Origin of the sequence: Streptomyces griseorubiginosus (assembly GCF_036345115.1) — a bacterium.
Classification (GTDB): domain Bacteria; phylum Actinomycetota; class Actinomycetes; order Streptomycetales; family Streptomycetaceae; genus Streptomyces; species Streptomyces griseorubiginosus_C.
In genome coordinates this window covers 3,281,169-3,296,773 of record NZ_CP107766.1, presented here as the reverse complement: position 1 = coordinate 3,296,773, position 15,605 = coordinate 3,281,169, and the positions used below count along the sequence as shown (strand labels likewise).

Sequence of the window (15,605 nt, the reverse complement as noted above, 5' to 3'; positions counted from 1 at the left end):
CCGGCCAGGGGCGCCTACCCAGGGGCGCGGGGAACTGCGCGACCAGCCACGACGCACCCGCAGACGCCCACGGCCGTCAGTTCAGCCTCGCTCGCGCGGCCTGAGCCTGCTGTCGCAGACGTGCCGCGGCCACCTCATCCACCGCAGCCACCACCCCCGCATACGCCTCCAACTCCCCGGCCCCCTCGACGAAGTCACCCCGCTGCACCAGCAACTGCGCCCGCTCGTACCGCAGTCGCGCCGGATGCGAGGGCAGCAGCAGGGCGAACTCCACGGCCCACAGCCCCACATCCGACCGCTCCGGCCGGGCCGCCGCCCACGCCCGCACGTTGTTCAGGATCCGCTGCACCACGTCCAACGGATCCGCGGGCCGCAACATCGACGGCTCCAGCGAACCCCCCGTCGCCCCCGCCACCAACAACTCGGCGTCGGCCCCCGCCAGCACCCGCCCCCCGTCGAAGGGGTCGGCCAGCACCTGTTCCTCCGGCGGCCCGAACCCCACCACGAAGTGCCCCGGCAGAGCCACCCCGTACACCGGCGCCCCCGCCCGCCGGGCCACCTCCATCCACACCACGGACAGCAGGATCGGCAGCCCCCTGCGCCGCCGCAGCACCTCGTGCAGCAACGAGGACTCCAGCCGCTGGTAGTCCACCGGCAACCCGCGGAACCCGCACCGGTCCCCGAGCAGTTCCCGCAGCGACACGGCCCAGGACCGCGGTCCGCCCGGCCGGAACGGCAACCGCCCGGCCAGCTCGTCGAGGGCGATCTGGGCCGTGTCGATCCCGGCGTCGTCGAGCGTCCCGTCCGCCTGCGCCGCCACCAGCAGGCACAGCGCGGACAGGTCCGGCCGCTCGGACCGCGCCTCTTCGGCGAACCGCCCGCGCAGCTCGGCGGAACGTTCGGGCGGGGGCGGGTGCGGGGAGTTCGGGGGACGCATAGCTGGCTCGTGCCCTTTCGCGGCGATCGCTACTACCGCGCCGCGCCGGAGACATCCGGCTCGCGGTAGTGGTGGTAGGCGTGGTGCGCGGCGAATCCCAGCCGCTCGTAGAGCGTCCGCGCCCCGGCGTTGTCCGACTCGACCTGGAGCCACGCGGCCGACGCGCCCTCCTCCAGCGCCCGCTGCGCCAGCGCCGCCATCACGGTCGAGGCCAGCCCCCGTCGCCGTAGCGCGGGATCCACCTCGACCGCGGCGAACCCGGCCCAGCGCCCGTCGACGACACAGCGCCCGATCGCGGCGGGCGCCCTGCCGGTCCCGCAAGGGACCGTGGCGAACCACACCGAGGGCCCGCTCCCCAGCACCCGCAGCGCCACCTCGCTCACCCCCTTGCGTTGGTACCGCGCCAGCCAGTCCGCGTCGGCCTCCCGGGACAGGACCACACCGTCACCGGAACGGTCCGCGACCGGGGCCAGCGCCCCCGTCCACAGCTCAGCCGTCACCTCCCGCGTCCACCCGCGCGCCTCCAGCTCCGCGCACAGCACCTCCTGGGTGCCCGCGGCGCCGGTCGCGGTCTGTATGTACGCCGGGAGCCCGCGCTCGCCGTACCACCGTCGTACGGCGGCCAGGGCCTCGTCGAGCGGCAGACCGGGGTCGCCGAGCGGGAGGGCGGAGTTGGCGCGGCGGGTGAAGCCGGACGCGGCACGCAGCTCCCACTCGCCCAGCTGCTCGCTCTCCACCGGACGCCAGCCGCGCGCGGCGATCCGGGCCAGTTCCCGGTACGAGGTGGCGGGCCCCCGGCGGCGGGCCGGCTCGGCGGGGACGACCTTGCCCGCCACCAGCGCGGATTCCGGAATGCGGACGCCCTGGCCGTCCCGGCGCGTGATCATCAGCACACCGTCGTCCCATGATGTGAGAACACCCACCGTGTCGGTGAACTTCTCGTGCGTGACGGCGGTTTCGTCCAGGCACCGTACGGATACCCGTTTCCCCACGTCAGCTGCGGAGATACGGACGACGAGGCGCCCCGCGGCGGAGATTTCCACAGGTCAGTTCACCCCTCCTGTTCGGATCATGCCCAAGAACGGAGATACTAGGGGCGGGCATCGACGACGCCGCGCTCCCGCGCGCGAGGCGGCGGAGCCTGAGGAGGCCCGCCAGCGCCCTATGGAGGAGGAACGACAGCGTGACCTACGTCATCGCGCAGCCTTGTGTCGACGTGAAGGACAAGGCCTGCATCGAGGAGTGCCCGGTCGACTGCATCTACGAGGGCTCCCGGTCCTTGTACATCCACCCGGACGAATGCGTCGACTGTGGTGCCTGTGAGCCGGTGTGCCCGGTCGAGGCGATCTTCTACGAGGACGACACCCCGGATGAGTGGAAGGACTACTACAAGGCGAACGTCGAGTTCTTCGACGAGCTCGGTTCGCCCGGTGGCGCCAGCAAGCTCGGCCTGATCGAGCGGGACCACCCGTTCATCGCCGCGCTGCCGCCGCAGGCCTGATCATCCGGCACCCCCAGGCGTGCCGCCTCGGTCCCGCACGGCCTGATCGCTCCTGATCACGGCCGTACGGGACCGAGGCGTTTGCCGTCCGGCACGCCGGACCCCGTACGACCCGAAAGCGAGCCCGACAGCCGTGTCCGCAGTCTCCGACCGCCTTCCCACCTTCCCCTGGGACAAGCTGGAGCCGTACAAGAAGACGGCTGCCGCGCACCCCGGAGGCATCGTCGACCTGTCGGTCGGCACCCCGGTCGACCCGGTCCCCGACCTGATCCAGAAGGCCCTGATCGACGCGGCGGACTCGCCGGGCTACCCGACGGTCTGGGGCACCCCGGCGCTGCGTGACGCGATCACCGGCTGGGTCGAGCGGCGCCTGGGCGCCCGGGAGGTCACCCACCGGCACGTCCTGCCGATCGTCGGCTCCAAGGAACTCGTCGCCTGGCTCCCCACCCAGCTGGGCCTGGGCCCCGGCGACCGGGTCGCCCACCCCCGCCTCGCCTACCCGACGTACGAGGTCGGCGCCCGCCTGGCCCGCGCGGAGTACGAGGTCTACGACGACCCGACCGAGCTGGACCCGGCGGGCCTGAAGCTCCTGTGGCTCAACTCCCCGTCGAACCCGACCGGCAAGGTGCTCTCCAAGGACGAGCTGACGAGGATCGTCGCCTGGGCCCGCTCGCACGGCGTCCTGCTCTTCTCCGACGAGTGCTACCTGGAGCTCGGCTGGGAGGCCGACCCGGTCTCGGTGCTGCACCCGGACGTCAACGGCGGCTCCTACGACGGCATCGTGGCCGTCCACTCGCTCTCCAAGCGGTCCAACCTCGCGGGCTACCGCGCGGCCTTCCTGGCGGGCGATCCGGCCGTCCTGGCGCCCCTCCTGGAGATCCGCAAGCACGGCGGCATGATGACGTCGAAGCCGACGCAGGCGGCCGTGGTGGCGGCTCTGGGCGACGACACGCACGTGCGTGAGCAGCGCGAGCGGTACGCGGCCCGGCGCACGCTCCTGCGCGAGGCGCTGCTCGGACACGGCTTCCGCATCGAGCACAGCGAGGCCAGCCTCTACCTCTGGGCGACCCGGGACGAGTCCTGCTGGTCCACGGTCGCCCACCTGGCCGACCGGGGCATCCTGGTGGCGCCCGGCGACTTCTACGGCGAGGCCGGCGAGAAGTTCGTCCGCGTGGCGCTCACGGCGACGGACGAGCGGGTGCGGGCGGCCGTAGAGCGTCTGTGACCGCCGTCGTGGCATGAGGAAGGGGCCCGGGGAGATCCCCGGGCCCCTTCCTCGTCCGCGCGAACCGCTAGCCGAGCGGGAGGCTCTTCACCGGCAGGGTGTCCGCCGCCGGCAGGCCGCCGCCGCCCTTGGTGAGGGAGTCGGTCGGCAGACCGCCCTTCGTGGCCGTGGACGTCGTGTCGCCGAGCAGGCCCCCGGCCGAACCGGCGGCCTCGCCCGCCGTCTTCTGCGCGACCGGAGCCGCCTTCTTCACGGCCTTGCCACCGGTCTTGCCCGCGGACGGCACGGCCTTCTCGACCGTCTTGCCACCGGTCTTGCCCGCGGTCCCGGCCAGGTTCTGCGCCGCGCCGTCCACCGTGTTGCCGACGTGCGCCCCGTCCAGAGCGGTCAGCCCGCCGAGGTTGGGGGCGGCCGGCAGCTGCGCGGGGGCCGCACTGGCGGCGCCGGCCGCACCGACCCCGGCTGCCGCTCCCGCAGCGACGAGCAGCGCGGCACGGGCGATCCTGCGGGTCAGGGGGAGGGACATGTTGCTCCTTCGACGGAGGAAACGTTGCTAGGACGCCGTGACTACCGCTCGAAGCCGACGAAGGTTGCGGAGGGCCAACGTAAAGAGTTGGCAATGCGTCGCATTATCACCTCCGGATAAAAACGGGCAAAAAGCTACCGGTCTGAAAGTCCTCCGAATCCTCGGAGCCCTTTGTTCTCAAGGGTTCTGGCGGATACGGGGGTGAGGTGACGAAAACCTGCGCACACCCGCTCCCGCAGTGGGCGGACGTGACCCCTCCAGGTGATCTTCCGAACTACCGTGCCGTGAGTATCCGCACCGTGTCCGTGGCGCTCTCGCCGCCCGCCGGGCGCCACTGGCTGTCCGTGTTGCCGGCGGTCCACTGCCGGCCCGCGTACGAGACCCGCTCGATGCGCAGCGCGGAGGAGTTGGCGACGGCCCAGTGCGCGAGCTGCCAGCCGCGTTCGGTGAGACTGCGGCCGGCACCCGGGCTGGTGTCCTTCCGCACCGGAAGCGTCACCGTCCGCCCGTCCCCCGGGGTGGGCGTCGGGCTCGGCGACGCCTTGCCGCCCACCTCCGCCGCGGTCGTCTCCAGCGCGTCCCGCCCGAAGTCCCGCACGAGGGCGGACCGCACCGCGTCCGGACCCGTCTCGGCCTCCTGGACGCCCGTGGCGCCGTCCCCGGAGCCCGTCGCGGAGGCCCGGGTGGACTCCTGGCGGCCGTCACAGGTCAGCGTGGCCGCCGAGCTGCCTGTGAGGGCGGCCGCGAGCACCTCGGCGTCCGGCTCGTGCTTGGCGTACGCCTCCGGATAGCCGCTGCGCTGCACGCGCTGCGCGGCGACGGTCAGCGGGAGCTTCTCGTAGTCGTCCACCTTGACCAGGTGCTTGTAGAACTCGGCCGCCGCGTAGGTCGGGTCCAGGATCTCCTTCGGGGTGCCCCAGCCCTGCGAGGGCCGCTGCTGGAACAGGCCGAGCGAGTCGCGGTCGCCGTGCGAGATGTTGCGCAGCCCCGACTCCTGGAGGGCGGTGGCCAGCGCGATCGTCACGGCCCGCTCGGGCAGCCCGCGCCCGGTCCCGACGGCGGTGATCGTCGCCGCGTTCACCGCCTGCTCGGGCGTGAACTCGTACGACGGCCCGCCCGCCCTGCCCGAGACGACTTTGCAGCCCGGCCCGTCCGGACCTCCGGTGACGTACTGCACCACGAGGTAACCGGCGACCGCGCACAGGACCACGAGGGCCGCCGCGAAACGGAGGAGGCGGCCACGGCGTTTGCGAGTAGGGGGCAACGGCTCTGGCATCCGGACAAGATACTGGAGAGTACTGAGGAGCCCGAGCCGGATGGGGACAGGGGGGGCGGGCAGCGGGGGCGTTAGGGTCGACAGCATGGCCGACACCCCTCTTGACCTCTCCCTCGACGCGGCTCAGCTCACCGCGCAGCTCGTCGACTTCCCCTCCGAGAGCGGCACCGAGAAGCCCCTCGCGGACGCGATCGAGACCGCCCTGCGCGCCCTGCCGCACCTCACGGTCGACCGCCACGGCAACAACGTCGTCGCCCGCACGAACCTCGGCCGCTCGGAACGCGTCATCCTCGCCGGCCACATCGACACCGTGCCCATCGCGGGCAACGTCCCCTCCCGCCTCGACGACGAGGGCTACCTCTGGGGCTGCGGCACCTGCGACATGAAGTCCGGCGTCGCGGTCCAGCTGCGCATCGCCGCGACGGTCCCCGAGCCCAACCGCGACCTCACCTTCATCTTCTACGACAACGAAGAGGTCGCCGCCCACCTCAACGGCCTGGGACATGTGGCCGAAGCCCACCCGGAGTGGCTGGAGGGCGATTTCGCGGTCCTGCTGGAGCCCACGGACAACCAGGTCGAGGGCGGCTGCCAGGGAACCCTGCGGGTCTTGCTGACGTTCAAGGGAGAGCGTGCGCACTCCGCGCGCGCGTGGATGGGGTCCAACGCGATCCACAAGGCCGCGCCCGCCCTCGCCAAGCTGGCGGCGTACGAACCCCGCAAGCCGGTCGTCGACGGCCTCGAGTACCACGAGGGCCTCAACGCGGTGGGCGTGCAGGGCGGCGTGGCCACCAACGTCATCCCCGACTCCTGCGTCCTGACGGTCAACTTCCGCTACGCGCCCGACCGCAGCGAGGCCGAGGCGGAGGCCTTCGTGCGGGACTTCTTCGCGGACTGCGGGGTCGACGAGTTCACCGTCGACGACCACACCGGCGGCGCCCGCCCCGGCCTCACCCACCCCGTCGCCCAGGCCTTCATGGCCGCGGTCGGGGGCGTCGCCCGCCCCAAGTTCGGCTGGACGGACGTCTCCCGCTTCAGCGCGCTCGGCGTGCCCGCGGTGAACTACAGCCCTGGTGAGCCGCTGCTCGCGCACAAGGTCGACGAGCGCGTGAAGGTCTCGCTGATCCCGGAGGCGGAGGCGAAGCTGCGGGCCTGGCTGACCTCGTGAGGAGGCGGTGGGGCGGTGGCGCTTCATGGCGGACACGCGTACGTCCCCCCTCCGTAACCCGCGTAGATCTACGCTGAGACGGAAAGACCAGGCAAGCGGAGGGAGCGCACATGGCTACCGGGAACCCCGAGGGCAAGAAGCAGCCGCCGGAGGAGCAGCGCCTGGGACCGGTCCTCCGCAGGCGGGGACAGGTCACGGCGAGCACGACCGACCAGCGTCTGCTGGACGCGGGCGGCCCCTCGGACTGGGTCCACACCGACCCCTGGCGCGTGCTGCGCATCCAGTCGGAGTTCATCGAGGGCTTCGGCACGCTCGCCGAACTGCCGCCCGCGATCAGCGTGTTCGGCTCGGCGCGGACACCGGCCGACTCCCCGGAGTACGAGGCGGGCGTGCGGCTCGGACGAGGCCTGGTGGAGGCCGGCTTCGCGGTCATCACCGGCGGTGGCCCGGGCGCCATGGAGGCGGCCAACAAGGGCGCGTGCGAGGCGAACGGCACGTCGGTGGGGCTCGGCATCGAGCTGCCCTTCGAGCAGGGGCTCAACCCCTACGTCGACATCGGCCTCAACTTCCGCTACTTCTTCGTCCGCAAGATGATGTTCGTCAAGTACGCGCAGGGCTTCGTGGTCCTGCCGGGCGGCCTCGGCACCCTGGACGAACTCTTCGAGGCCCTGACCCTGGTCCAGACCCAGAAGGTCACCCGCTTCCCGATCGTGCTGTTCGGCAGCGAGTACTGGGGCGGCCTGGTCGACTGGCTCAAGAACACCCTGATCGCGCAGGGCAAGGCCTCCGAGAAGGACCTGCTGCTGTTCCACGTGACGGACGACGTGGACGAGGCCGTGGCGTTGGTGTCGAAGGAGGCGGGCCGCTAGCGCGGGGCCCGGACCGGGTTTCGGAGGGGCTGGTCTTCCAGCCCCTCCGGCGAAGCTCCCTACGCCAGCCCCCGCCGAGCGACCGCCGGTGGCCGGTGCCCCGCGATCGACGCCACCATGTCCAGCACCTGCCGCGTCTCCGCGACCTCGTGCACCCGGTACACCTGCGCGCCCAGCCACGCGGACACCGCCGTCGTCGCCAGCGTCCCCACCACCCGCTCCTTCACCGGCTTGTCCAGCGTCTCGCCCACGAAGTCCTTGTTGGACAGCGACACCAGCACCGGCCACCCGGTGGAGACCATCTCCCCGAGCCGCCGCGTCGCCTCCAGACTGTGCCGCGTGTTCTTCCCGAAGTCGTGCCCCGGATCGATCAGCACGGACTCCCGCGGCACCCCCAGCGCGACGGCCCGCTCCGCCAGCCCCACGGTCACCCGCAGAATGTCGGCCATGACGTCGTCGTACGTCACCCGGTGCGGCCGGGTACGCGGCTCCGCGCCCCCGGCATGCGTGCACACCAGCCCCACCCCGTACCGCGCCGCGACCTCCGCGAGCCCCGGATCGACCCCGCCCCACGCGTCGTTGAGGAGATCCGCCCCGGCCTCGCAGACGGCCTCGCCCACCGACGCCCGCCAGGTGTCCACGCTGATGATCACGTCGGGGAACCGCCGCCGTACCTCCGCCACGAACCCCACGGTCCGCCGCGCCTCCTCCTCGGCGGACACCTCTTCGCCCGGACCGGCCTTGACCCCGCCGACGTCGATGATGGCGGCCCCCTCGGCCACCGCCTGCTCCACGCGCGCGAGGGCGGGCTCGTCGAGGAACGTGGCTCCCTGGTCGTAGAAGGAGTCGGGGGTCCGGTTCACGATCGCCATGATCACCGGCTCGTGCGCGTCGAACACGCGCCTGCCCAGCCTGAGCATCCCCTGTGACCTCACTTCCCACGTCTGTGTCTTCGGCTTCCGCGGCCGCCTGCGACCCTAACTGTCAGACTCGCATGGCACGATCGGACCCTGACACATTCGACGCCGGCGGCCGGCCGCCGGCAGGGACCATGGGGACCTCAGCGATGGTTATGTTCTTGTTCCTGGTCATCGCGCTCGCGGTCGTGGTCGCCGCGGTGACGCTCGCCGTGGTGGGCGGCGGCGACAGCGACGGCCCGCTGCCGGACGTCGCCCCCGAGCGGCTCCAGGACCCCCTGCCGCCGGACCGCCCGGTGGACCGCGCCGACGTCGAGAGCCTGCGCTTCCCGCTTGCCGCCCGCGGCTACCGGATGTCCGACGTGGACGACGCCCTCAGCCGCCTCGGCGCCGAGCTCGCCGAGCGGGACGCCCGGATCGCCGACCTGGAGTCCGCGCTGGCCGGCGCCCAGGCCGCCGCGCACGTCTCCATGCAGAAGCCGGACCACGGCCACGGGGAGCAGCGGTGACCGGCGCCGCCCTGGCAGGCCCGGACGGCGCGCTCCGCTGCCCCTGGGCCCTGTCCACCCCGGACTACGTGGCCTACCACGACGAGGAGTGGGGCCGCCCGGTCCACGGCGACGACGCCCTGTACGAACGCCTCAGCCTGGAGGCCTTCCAGTCCGGCCTGTCCTGGATCACGATCCTGCGCCGCCGCGAGACCTTCCGCGCGGCCTTCGCCGGCTTCGAGATCGCCAAGGTGGCGAGCTTCGACGACACCGACCGCGAGCGCCTGCTCCTCGACCCCGGGATCATCCGCAACCGCGCCAAGGTCGACGCGACGCTGGCCAACGCGAAGGTGCTGGCCGACTGGTCGCCGGGCGAGCTGGACGAGCTGATCTGGTCCCACGCGCCGGAAACCCACGCGGTCCCCAGGACACTGGGCGACGTCCCGGCGGTGACCCCGGAGTCGACGGCGCTGTCCAAGGCCCTGAAGAAGCGGGGCCTGCGCTTCGTGGGCCCCACGACGGCCTACGCCCTGATGCAGGCGTGCGGACTGGTCGACGACCACCTGGAGACGTGCGTGGTGCGAGGGGACCGAGCCTGAGCCCTAGCGGCCCAGGTACTCGGGCGCCTGCTTGTTCACGAACGCCCGTACGGCGATCGCGTGGTCCTCGGAGGCCCCGGCCCGGGTCTGCAGCTCGTCCTCCTTGTCCAGCGTCTCCGACAGGGTGTGCGTCGACGCGTACGCCAGGGACTCCTTGATCGCCCCGTACGCCACCGTCGGCCCCGAGGCCAGCGCCCGCGCCACCTTCTCCGCCTCCGCGGGCAGGTCGGTGGAGGGCACCAGACGGTTCACGATCCCGAGGTCGTGCGCGTCCCGGGCCGACATGGTCCGGGGGAAGAGCAGCAGGTCGGCGGCGCGACCCGGCCCCACCACCCGCGGCAGGGTCCACGAGATGCCGGAGTCCGCGGTCAGCGCCACCCCCGCGAACGACGTGTTGAACGCGGCGGTGTCCGCCGCCACCCGGTAGTCGGCCGCGAGCGCGATCCCGAAGCCGGCGCCCGCCGCGACCCCGTTCACCCCCGCCACCACCGGCTTGGGCATCTCCGTCAGGGCCCGCACGACCGGGTTGTAGTGCTCCTTGACCGTGCTCATGACCTTCGTCGAGCCCTCGGCCAGCAGCCCGATGTGTTCCTTGAGGTCCTGGCCCACGCAGAACGCCCGCTCCCCGGCGGCCGTCAGCAGCACGGCTCGTACGGCGTCGTCCTGTGCCGCCGACTCGACCGCCTCCCGCAGCGCGACCTTCGTGGCGATGTTCAGCGCGTTCATCGCCTCGGGGCGGTTCAGCGTGATCGTCGCGAGTCCGTCGCTCACCTCGTAGAGCACGGTGTCGGTCATGGCGTATCCCCTCCGCAGCGTCCGGTGGACCCGATGTCCGAAGGACAGCATGGCGGAGATCGCCGTCCGAGGACCGGACCGGACGTGTGACCTGCGTCAAAGAATTCGGGAGCGTTCCCAGCCGGCCGGGATCGTCGCGGTGGCGGAGTATCGCAGCCACATCGCCGAATTGAGTGGTTTTGCTCGCGCGCGTTGCCCAAGCGATGCCGACTGATGTTGGTCATCGGGTCCCGCGATGCGGGATAATGGCCTGGAAGCAATGTGTTCGATGCCGGTGTCGCGTGTCCCACTTTGACGCGCGTGCCCTCCCAGGGCCGTCGGCTTTGGCGATGAGCTGGTTTCAGGAAGGGGAACGAGCATGGCGGCCATGAAGCCGCGGACGGGCGATGGCCCGCTCGAGGTGACCAAGGAGGGGCGGGGCATTGTCATGCGCGTTCCGCTCGAAGGCGGCGGTCGGCTCGTCGTCGAGCTGACCCCTGACGAGGCCGACGCGCTCGGTGACGCCCTCAAGAAGGTCGTCGGCTGACGCGGAAGCGACCATACCCTTTCGGCTGCCCCGGCATCTCATGAGGTGCCGGGGCAGCGGTCTGCCGGGCCGGACACCCGGATGGCCGTACGGGACGACAGCGGCTCCCGGAGCTGTCGCTACCGCTTGACCGCGCACAGCAGGCCGTCGCCGACCGGCAGGAGGGACGGCACCAGCTCCTGGCTCTCGCGCACGGCCCGCAACAGCTCCCTCAGGCGTACGACTTCCGTGGGCTGCGGTCCCGAGTCCACCGTGCGGCCGTTGGCGAAGACGCCCTCGAAGACCACGAGGCCACCCGGACGCAGCAGGCGCAACGATTCAGCGAGGTAGTCCATGACCTCCTGCCGGTCGCCGTCGCAGAACACGAGGTCGTAACCGGCGTCGGCGAGGCGGGGCAGGACGTCCAGCGCGCGGCCCGGGATGAAGCGGGCCCGGTTGCTGGCGAAACCGCAGGCGCGGAAGGCCTGGCGGGCGAACTGCTGGTGCTCGGGCTCGGGGTCGACCGTGGTCAGCACCCCGTCGGGGCGCATGCCGTGCAGCAGATGGATGCCGGAGACACCGGTGCCGGTGCCGATCTCGGCGACCGCCTTGGCGTCCACGGAGGCCGCCAGCAACCGCAGCGCCGCGCCCGTGCCGGGCGACACCGAGCGCAGCCCCGCCTCACGGGCCCGGTCGCGGGCCCAGAGCAGCACTTCGTCCTCGGCGACGTAGGCGTCGGCGAACGCCCAGCTCGTCTGCCGGTTGCCGGTAATGACCCTCTCCTTGCCCCGTGGTTGCCTGGGCGTGACTGTATCCGTTGGCGCCGGGAACCCGCAGATGGGACCGGGCGTTTAGAGGGGTGGAGACGCACCCGGGGGGACACAGTTGGATCACGATGACGAGCAGGCCCTCGAGCAACTGCTGACGCAGGGGACCGAGTGGTATCAGCCCAGATCAAATTCTCGTAAAACCGCTTATCCGGAGCTAACGGGCGAGGTGGCTATGGTAGGGGCTCCACTGGAGACAACCAGAGCCGACAGGGGAGGTGCGGCCGCGCCTGGAGATCGTGGGGGAGTGCTGCGGCGCTTCCTGGGATCGGCGGGCAGGCCGAGATCCGTGAACGACACCGCTGACCACAGCCACGCCGGCGACTACGCCCAGACCGCGACCTTCGCCACCGACGCGGACGGGCAGGCGTGGACTCCGCCCACCTGGGAGGAGATCGTCAGCACGCACAGCGGCCGCGTCTACCGCCTCGCGTACCGCCTCACCGGCAACCAGCACGACGCCGAGGACCTCACGCAGGAGGTCTTCGTCCGCGTCTTCCGCTCGCTGTCCACCTACACACCGGGCACCTTCGAGGGCTGGCTGCACCGCATCACCACCAACCTCTTCCTGGACATGGTCCGCCGCAAGCAGCGCATCCGCTTCGACGCCCTCGGCGAGGACGCGGCCGAGCGACTGCCCAGCCGCGAACCCTCGCCCCAGCAGGTCTTCAACGACGCCCACTTCGACGCGGACGTCCAGCAGGCCCTCGACACCCTCGCGCCGGAGTTCCGCGCCGCGGTCGTCCTGTGCGACATCGAAGGGCTGTCGTACGAGGAGATCGCCGCGACCCTGGGCGTCAAGCTCGGGACCGTCCGCTCCCGGATCCACCGCGGCCGTTCCCAGCTGCGCAAGGCCCTCGCGCACCGCTCCCCGGAGGCCCGCGCCGAGCGCCGCTCCTTCATGTCCCGGGTCCCCGCGCTGGGGGGAGGGGGCGCGACCGCGTGAGTGGATCACTGCCCAAACCCGGCGAGGGAAGCCTCGCGGACCAGCATCTGGGAGACCGACTCGCCGCCCTGGTGGACGGCGAGCTCGGTCATGCCACGCGCGAGCGTGTCCTCGCGCATCTCGCCACCTGCCCGAAGTGCAAGGCGGAGGCGGACGCCCAGCGCCGCCTGAAGAACGTCTTCGCGGAGGCCGCCCCGCCGCCGCCCTCCGAGAGCTTCCTGGCCCGCCTCCAGGGGCTGCCCGGAGGTGATCCGGAGGACGGCGACAGCTCGCCGTTCGGCGGGGGAGGGTTCGGAGGACTGTCGGGACGACCCGGCGCAGGGGTCTTCGGCGTGAGACGTGGCGAACGCTTCGAGTTCGACTACGTCCCCGCGGGCCCGCACGCCGGAGTGCTGCCGCCGTCCACCGGCCGGGGCTTCCGCATCCATGACGTCAGCCGCCACGAGGCAGAGCGCTCCGCCTCGCGCGGTATGCGGTTCGCGTTCGTCGCCGCCGGGGCGGTGTCGCTGGCCGCGATCGCGCTGGGCGGCGTCACCACGGGCGTGCCCGGCGACACCGAGGCCCGCGGAGCGGGCAGCAATGTCACCCCGGCGCGCACTCCCAGCACGGGAGCGGCGGTGCCGGAGAACCAGCGCCGTCGTGGCGAGGGTCCGCTGCTCGCGCAGGAACAGGGACAGCGGGCGCTCGGCGACACCCCGGTCGCCCCGACCGAGATCTCCGCTCCGCTGCTGCCCGGTATACCGGCCCAGGTCCAGCAGGCGGCGCTGCACACCCTCACGGCCCCCGTGGTCGCGGGTGCCGCCGCCATGTCTCCTCTCATACGACCGCTCAGTACCACCCCGCCGCTCAGCCTGACGTCCCTGCCCACCACGCCGGACCTCACCGCCTCCGGCCTCCTCGCCGCGCCCGTCCCCCACACCACGTCAGCGCCGACGCCCCCCGCCACCGCCCGCTGACCGGCGCCCTGCTCCGGGGCGCGTGAACCTGGTTGAATCCACAGAGAGGTCGACGTGCCGCGCACGCGGCCGGTCAGCTGTGGGGAGAGCTGGGGAGCGCATGGACGAGGGCAAGCCCACGAGGTCGACATGGTGGAGCCGACCTCGGTCGCGGGAGGGTTTTGGGCCGGGGGAGCCGGAGGTGCTCGGGGACACGCCGGGGCCTGGCACGGCGGCGGTCTCTTCCGACGGGGACTTCGCGTTGCAGGCACCTGGGGATGCCACCGGTTCGGCCTCGGGTGGGCCGGCCTCCGAGGGGGACTTCGAGCTCGCGCCCCCGAAGGGTGCGGCGGAGGACTCCATCGTCCGGACTCCAGGGAGCGGGACCTCCGAGCGGGACACGGAGGGCGACTATGAGCTCGCGGCTCCTCGGGGGGACGCCGGCGCGGGCCAGGCCCCCGGGCTCGAAGAGACGGACGGCAAGGTCCGACAGCTGCCCGTGGAGCCCGCCGTGGACCGACCCGAGCCCACGCCCGTGTCCGACTCCACCGGAACCCCGCCCTACGGAGTACCGGGCCCCTGGGCCCCGGCCCCGCCGGTCCAGCACCCGGCGACCTCCTCCGCAGAAACGCGCGAGCCGGTGCCGCCCGAGCCCCAGGACACGGCGATCCTCCCGCCTCCCGAGCCCCACCACACCACCGGGCAGTCGGCATCAGGGGCGCCGGGCACGCCTGTCGCCGGGCCCCCTTCCCCGACGGCCCCCGGTGCCTACGTAGCGCCCCCACCCGCCCCGTCTCCCGCCTCGGCCGGCGACACGACCAGCGCACTCCCCGATGCCCCCACCCCCTGGCAGAACTACGACCCCTGGGCCCCCGCCCCCCTCCAGCAGACCGGTGCCGCTCTCCGGACCAAGGACCAGCGAAGTCGGCGGAGCCGGCAGGCGCTGCTCGCGGGGGCCCTGCTGCTCGCGCTCGTGGCCGGCGGCGCCGGTGGGGTCGTAGGGGCGTATCTGGAGCGGCACGGAGTCGGGGACGACGTCGTGGAGTTGCCGCAGGCCGGGAGGGAGTCCGGTGAGCGCGCGCCCGGGACCGTCGCCGGGATCGCCGCGAGGGCTCTGCCCAGCGTCGTGACCCTGCATGTGAGCGGCGCGGCGGAGTCCGGCACCGGAACCGGCTTCGTGCTGGACGATGCCGGGCACATCCTGACCAACAACCACGTCGTGGAGCCCGCCGGAGCCGACGGCGAGATATCGGTGACCTTCCACAGCGGCGACACCGCCAAGGCCACCCTCGTGGGGCGGGACAGCGGCTACGACCTCGCCGTCGTCGAAGTGAGCGGGGTGCACGGCCTGCGGCCCATGGCCCTCGGCAACTCCGACAACGTCCAGGTCGGCGACCCCGTGGTCGCCATCGGCGCCCCCTTCGACCTGGAGGGCACCGTCACCTCCGGCATCATCAGCGCGAAGGAACGGCCCATCACCGCCGGCGGCGAGCGCGGGGACGGCAGCGACGTGTCGTACGTGGACGCCCTCCAGACCGACGCCCCCATCAACCCCGGCAACTCCGGCGGCCCGCTCCTCGACTCGCGCGCCCGCGTCATCGGCATCAACTCCGCCATCCGTTCCGCCGGCAACGGCTCCGGATCGGACAGCGCCCAGGCCGGCTCCATAGGTCTCGGTTTCGCCATCCCCGTCAACCAGGCCAAGCGGGTCGCCGAAGAGCTGATCAACACCGGCACGGCGACCCACCCGGTCATCGGCGTCACGCTCGACATGGACTACACCGGGGACGGCGCCCGCGTCGGGACCAAGGGCAACGGCGGCGGGCCCGCCGTGCGCGAGGGCGGCCCGGGCGACAGGGCCGGGCTGAAGGCCGGTGACGTGATCACCGCGGTCGACGGCCGCCGTGTCCACTCCGGCGACGAACTCATCGTCAGGACCCGCGCCCACCGCCCCGGCGACCGCCTCCGGCTCACTCTGGAGCGGGCCGGCAAGGAGGTCACGGTCACACTGACCCTCGGTTCCTCGGACGGCAGCTGACGCACACCGATCGACACGAACCTCACAGCAACGGCTGCGAATCCCGCTCCACAGGG

At 72.4% G+C, this 15,605-nt stretch carries 17 protein-coding genes; 10 read left to right on the top strand and 7 right to left on the bottom strand.

The annotated features are described in order from the left end of the window. Positions 1 to 76: 76 nt before the first annotated feature. Together OHN19_RS14685 and OHN19_RS14680 are read right to left on the bottom strand one after the other, a co-directional pair. Positions 77 to 937 carry a transglutaminase-like domain-containing protein gene (locus tag OHN19_RS14685; RefSeq protein WP_330264615.1) on the bottom strand — a complete coding sequence of 287 codons (861 nt, stop codon included), beginning with the start codon at positions 935 to 937 and terminating at the stop codon, positions 77 to 79. 32 nt (positions 938 to 969) lie between these two features. Further along, a complete protein-coding gene (locus tag OHN19_RS14680) occupies positions 970 to 1,980 on the bottom strand; it encodes a GNAT family N-acetyltransferase (protein WP_330264614.1) in 1,011 nt (336 codons plus the stop codon). A 140-nt stretch (positions 1,981 to 2,120) separates the two neighbouring features. Between OHN19_RS14680 and fdxA the strand changes: the two genes are divergently transcribed. Then, positions 2,121 to 2,438, top strand: a complete 318-nt coding sequence (fdxA, locus tag OHN19_RS14675; RefSeq protein ID WP_007384503.1) for a ferredoxin — start codon at positions 2,121 to 2,123, stop codon at positions 2,436 to 2,438. Between the two features lie 133 nt (positions 2,439 to 2,571). Beyond that, positions 2,572 to 3,663, top strand: a complete 1,092-nt coding sequence (locus tag OHN19_RS14670; RefSeq protein ID WP_330264613.1) for a bifunctional succinyldiaminopimelate transaminase/glutamate-prephenate aminotransferase — start codon at positions 2,572 to 2,574, stop codon at positions 3,661 to 3,663. A 67-nt stretch (positions 3,664 to 3,730) separates the two neighbouring features. On the opposite strand, the gene OHN19_RS14665 is transcribed toward OHN19_RS14670, so the two are convergent. Continuing rightward, positions 3,731 to 4,189 carry an ATP-binding protein gene (locus OHN19_RS14665; RefSeq protein ID WP_330264612.1) on the bottom strand — a complete coding sequence of 153 codons (459 nt, stop codon included), beginning with the start codon at positions 4,187 to 4,189 and terminating at the stop codon, positions 3,731 to 3,733. Between the two features lie 274 nt (positions 4,190 to 4,463). Further along, positions 4,464 to 5,465, bottom strand: a complete 1,002-nt coding sequence (locus OHN19_RS14660) for a heavy metal transporter (protein WP_330264611.1) — start codon at positions 5,463 to 5,465, stop codon at positions 4,464 to 4,466. A gap of 85 nt (positions 5,466 to 5,550) precedes the next feature. Here OHN19_RS14660 and dapE point away from each other — a divergent pair, with 85 nt between their 5' ends. Both dapE and OHN19_RS14650 read left to right on the top strand, forming a co-directional pair. Beyond that, a complete protein-coding gene (gene dapE, locus OHN19_RS14655; protein ID WP_330264610.1) occupies positions 5,551 to 6,630 on the top strand; it encodes a succinyl-diaminopimelate desuccinylase in 1,080 nt (359 codons plus the stop codon). Between the two features lie 110 nt (positions 6,631 to 6,740). Then, positions 6,741 to 7,499 carry a TIGR00730 family Rossman fold protein gene (locus OHN19_RS14650; protein ID WP_057610047.1) on the top strand — a complete coding sequence of 253 codons (759 nt, stop codon included), beginning with the start codon at positions 6,741 to 6,743 and terminating at the stop codon, positions 7,497 to 7,499. A gap of 59 nt (positions 7,500 to 7,558) precedes the next feature. On the opposite strand, the gene folP is transcribed toward OHN19_RS14650, so the two are convergent. Continuing rightward, entirely contained in the window at positions 7,559 to 8,419 is an 861-nt protein-coding gene (gene folP, locus OHN19_RS14645) for a dihydropteroate synthase (RefSeq protein ID WP_330264609.1), read from the bottom strand. A gap of 152 nt (positions 8,420 to 8,571) precedes the next feature. Here folP and OHN19_RS14640 point away from each other — a divergent pair, with 152 nt between their 5' ends. Beyond that, positions 8,572 to 8,925, top strand: coding sequence for a DivIVA domain-containing protein (locus tag OHN19_RS14640; protein WP_330269616.1), 354 nt, complete (start codon positions 8,572 to 8,574; stop codon positions 8,923 to 8,925). Continuing rightward, positions 8,922 to 9,503 carry a DNA-3-methyladenine glycosylase I gene (locus OHN19_RS14635; protein WP_330264608.1) on the top strand — a complete coding sequence of 194 codons (582 nt, stop codon included), beginning with the start codon at positions 8,922 to 8,924 and terminating at the stop codon, positions 9,501 to 9,503. Before OHN19_RS14640 ends, OHN19_RS14635 begins: the two co-directional genes overlap by 4 nt. 3 nt (positions 9,504 to 9,506) lie before the next feature. Here OHN19_RS14635 and OHN19_RS14630 read toward each other — a convergent pair whose 3' ends face one another. Then, on the bottom strand, positions 9,507 to 10,298 hold the full coding sequence (locus OHN19_RS14630) for an enoyl-CoA hydratase/isomerase family protein (protein WP_330264607.1): 792 nt from the start codon (positions 10,296 to 10,298) through the stop codon (positions 9,507 to 9,509). A 358-nt stretch (positions 10,299 to 10,656) separates the two neighbouring features. Here OHN19_RS14630 and OHN19_RS14625 point away from each other — a divergent pair, with 358 nt between their 5' ends. Continuing rightward, entirely contained in the window at positions 10,657 to 10,824 is a 168-nt protein-coding gene (locus OHN19_RS14625; RefSeq protein WP_003966491.1) for a DUF3117 domain-containing protein, read from the top strand. A gap of 119 nt (positions 10,825 to 10,943) precedes the next feature. On the opposite strand, the gene OHN19_RS14620 is transcribed toward OHN19_RS14625, so the two are convergent. Then, positions 10,944 to 11,576: an O-methyltransferase gene (locus OHN19_RS14620; protein WP_330269615.1), complete on the bottom strand. Its 633-nt coding sequence runs from the start codon at positions 11,574 to 11,576 to the stop codon at positions 10,944 to 10,946. A 301-nt stretch (positions 11,577 to 11,877) separates the two neighbouring features. On the opposite strand from OHN19_RS14620, the gene sigE reads away from it, so the two are divergent. The 3 genes from sigE (at position 11,878) to OHN19_RS14605 (ending at position 15,549) form a co-directional block, all read left to right on the top strand. Beyond that, positions 11,878 to 12,576: an RNA polymerase sigma factor SigE gene (sigE, locus tag OHN19_RS14615; protein WP_330264606.1), complete on the top strand. Its 699-nt coding sequence runs from the start codon at positions 11,878 to 11,880 to the stop codon at positions 12,574 to 12,576. Further along, positions 12,573 to 13,532 (top strand): anti-sigma factor family protein, encoded by a 960-nt coding sequence (locus tag OHN19_RS14610; protein ID WP_330264605.1) that lies wholly within the window; start codon positions 12,573 to 12,575, stop codon positions 13,530 to 13,532. Before sigE ends, OHN19_RS14610 begins: the two co-directional genes overlap by 4 nt. A gap of 100 nt (positions 13,533 to 13,632) precedes the next feature. Next, positions 13,633 to 15,549 carry a S1C family serine protease gene (locus OHN19_RS14605; protein WP_330264604.1) on the top strand — a complete coding sequence of 639 codons (1,917 nt, stop codon included), beginning with the start codon at positions 13,633 to 13,635 and terminating at the stop codon, positions 15,547 to 15,549. The last annotated feature ends 56 nt before the right edge of the window (positions 15,550 to 15,605 follow it).

Excerpts from the sequence above, each read along its gene's own strand:
- OHN19_RS14660 (WP_330264611.1), bottom strand. The coding sequence starts at position 5,465 with ATGCCAGAGCCGTTGCCCCCTACTCGCAAACGCCGTGGCCGCCTCCTC.
- dapE (WP_330264610.1), top strand. The coding sequence starts at position 5,551 with ATGGCCGACACCCCTCTTGACCTCTCCCTCGACGCGGCTCAGCTCACC.
- OHN19_RS14605 (WP_330264604.1), top strand. The coding sequence starts at position 13,633 with ATGGACGAGGGCAAGCCCACGAGGTCGACATGGTGGAGCCGACCTCGG.
- OHN19_RS14630 (WP_330264607.1), bottom strand. The coding sequence starts at position 10,298 with ATGACCGACACCGTGCTCTACGAGGTGAGCGACGGACTCGCGACGATC.
- OHN19_RS14640 (WP_330269616.1), top strand. The coding sequence starts at position 8,572 with ATGTTCTTGTTCCTGGTCATCGCGCTCGCGGTCGTGGTCGCCGCGGTG.
- OHN19_RS14650 (WP_057610047.1), top strand. The coding sequence starts at position 6,741 with ATGGCTACCGGGAACCCCGAGGGCAAGAAGCAGCCGCCGGAGGAGCAG.
- OHN19_RS14685 (WP_330264615.1), bottom strand. The coding sequence starts at position 937 with ATGCGTCCCCCGAACTCCCCGCACCCGCCCCCGCCCGAACGTTCCGCC.
- OHN19_RS14625 (WP_003966491.1), top strand. The coding sequence starts at position 10,657 with ATGGCGGCCATGAAGCCGCGGACGGGCGATGGCCCGCTCGAGGTGACC.
- folP (WP_330264609.1), bottom strand. The coding sequence starts at position 8,419 with ATGCTCAGGCTGGGCAGGCGCGTGTTCGACGCGCACGAGCCGGTGATC.
- OHN19_RS14665 (WP_330264612.1), bottom strand. The coding sequence starts at position 4,189 with ATGTCCCTCCCCCTGACCCGCAGGATCGCCCGTGCCGCGCTGCTCGTC.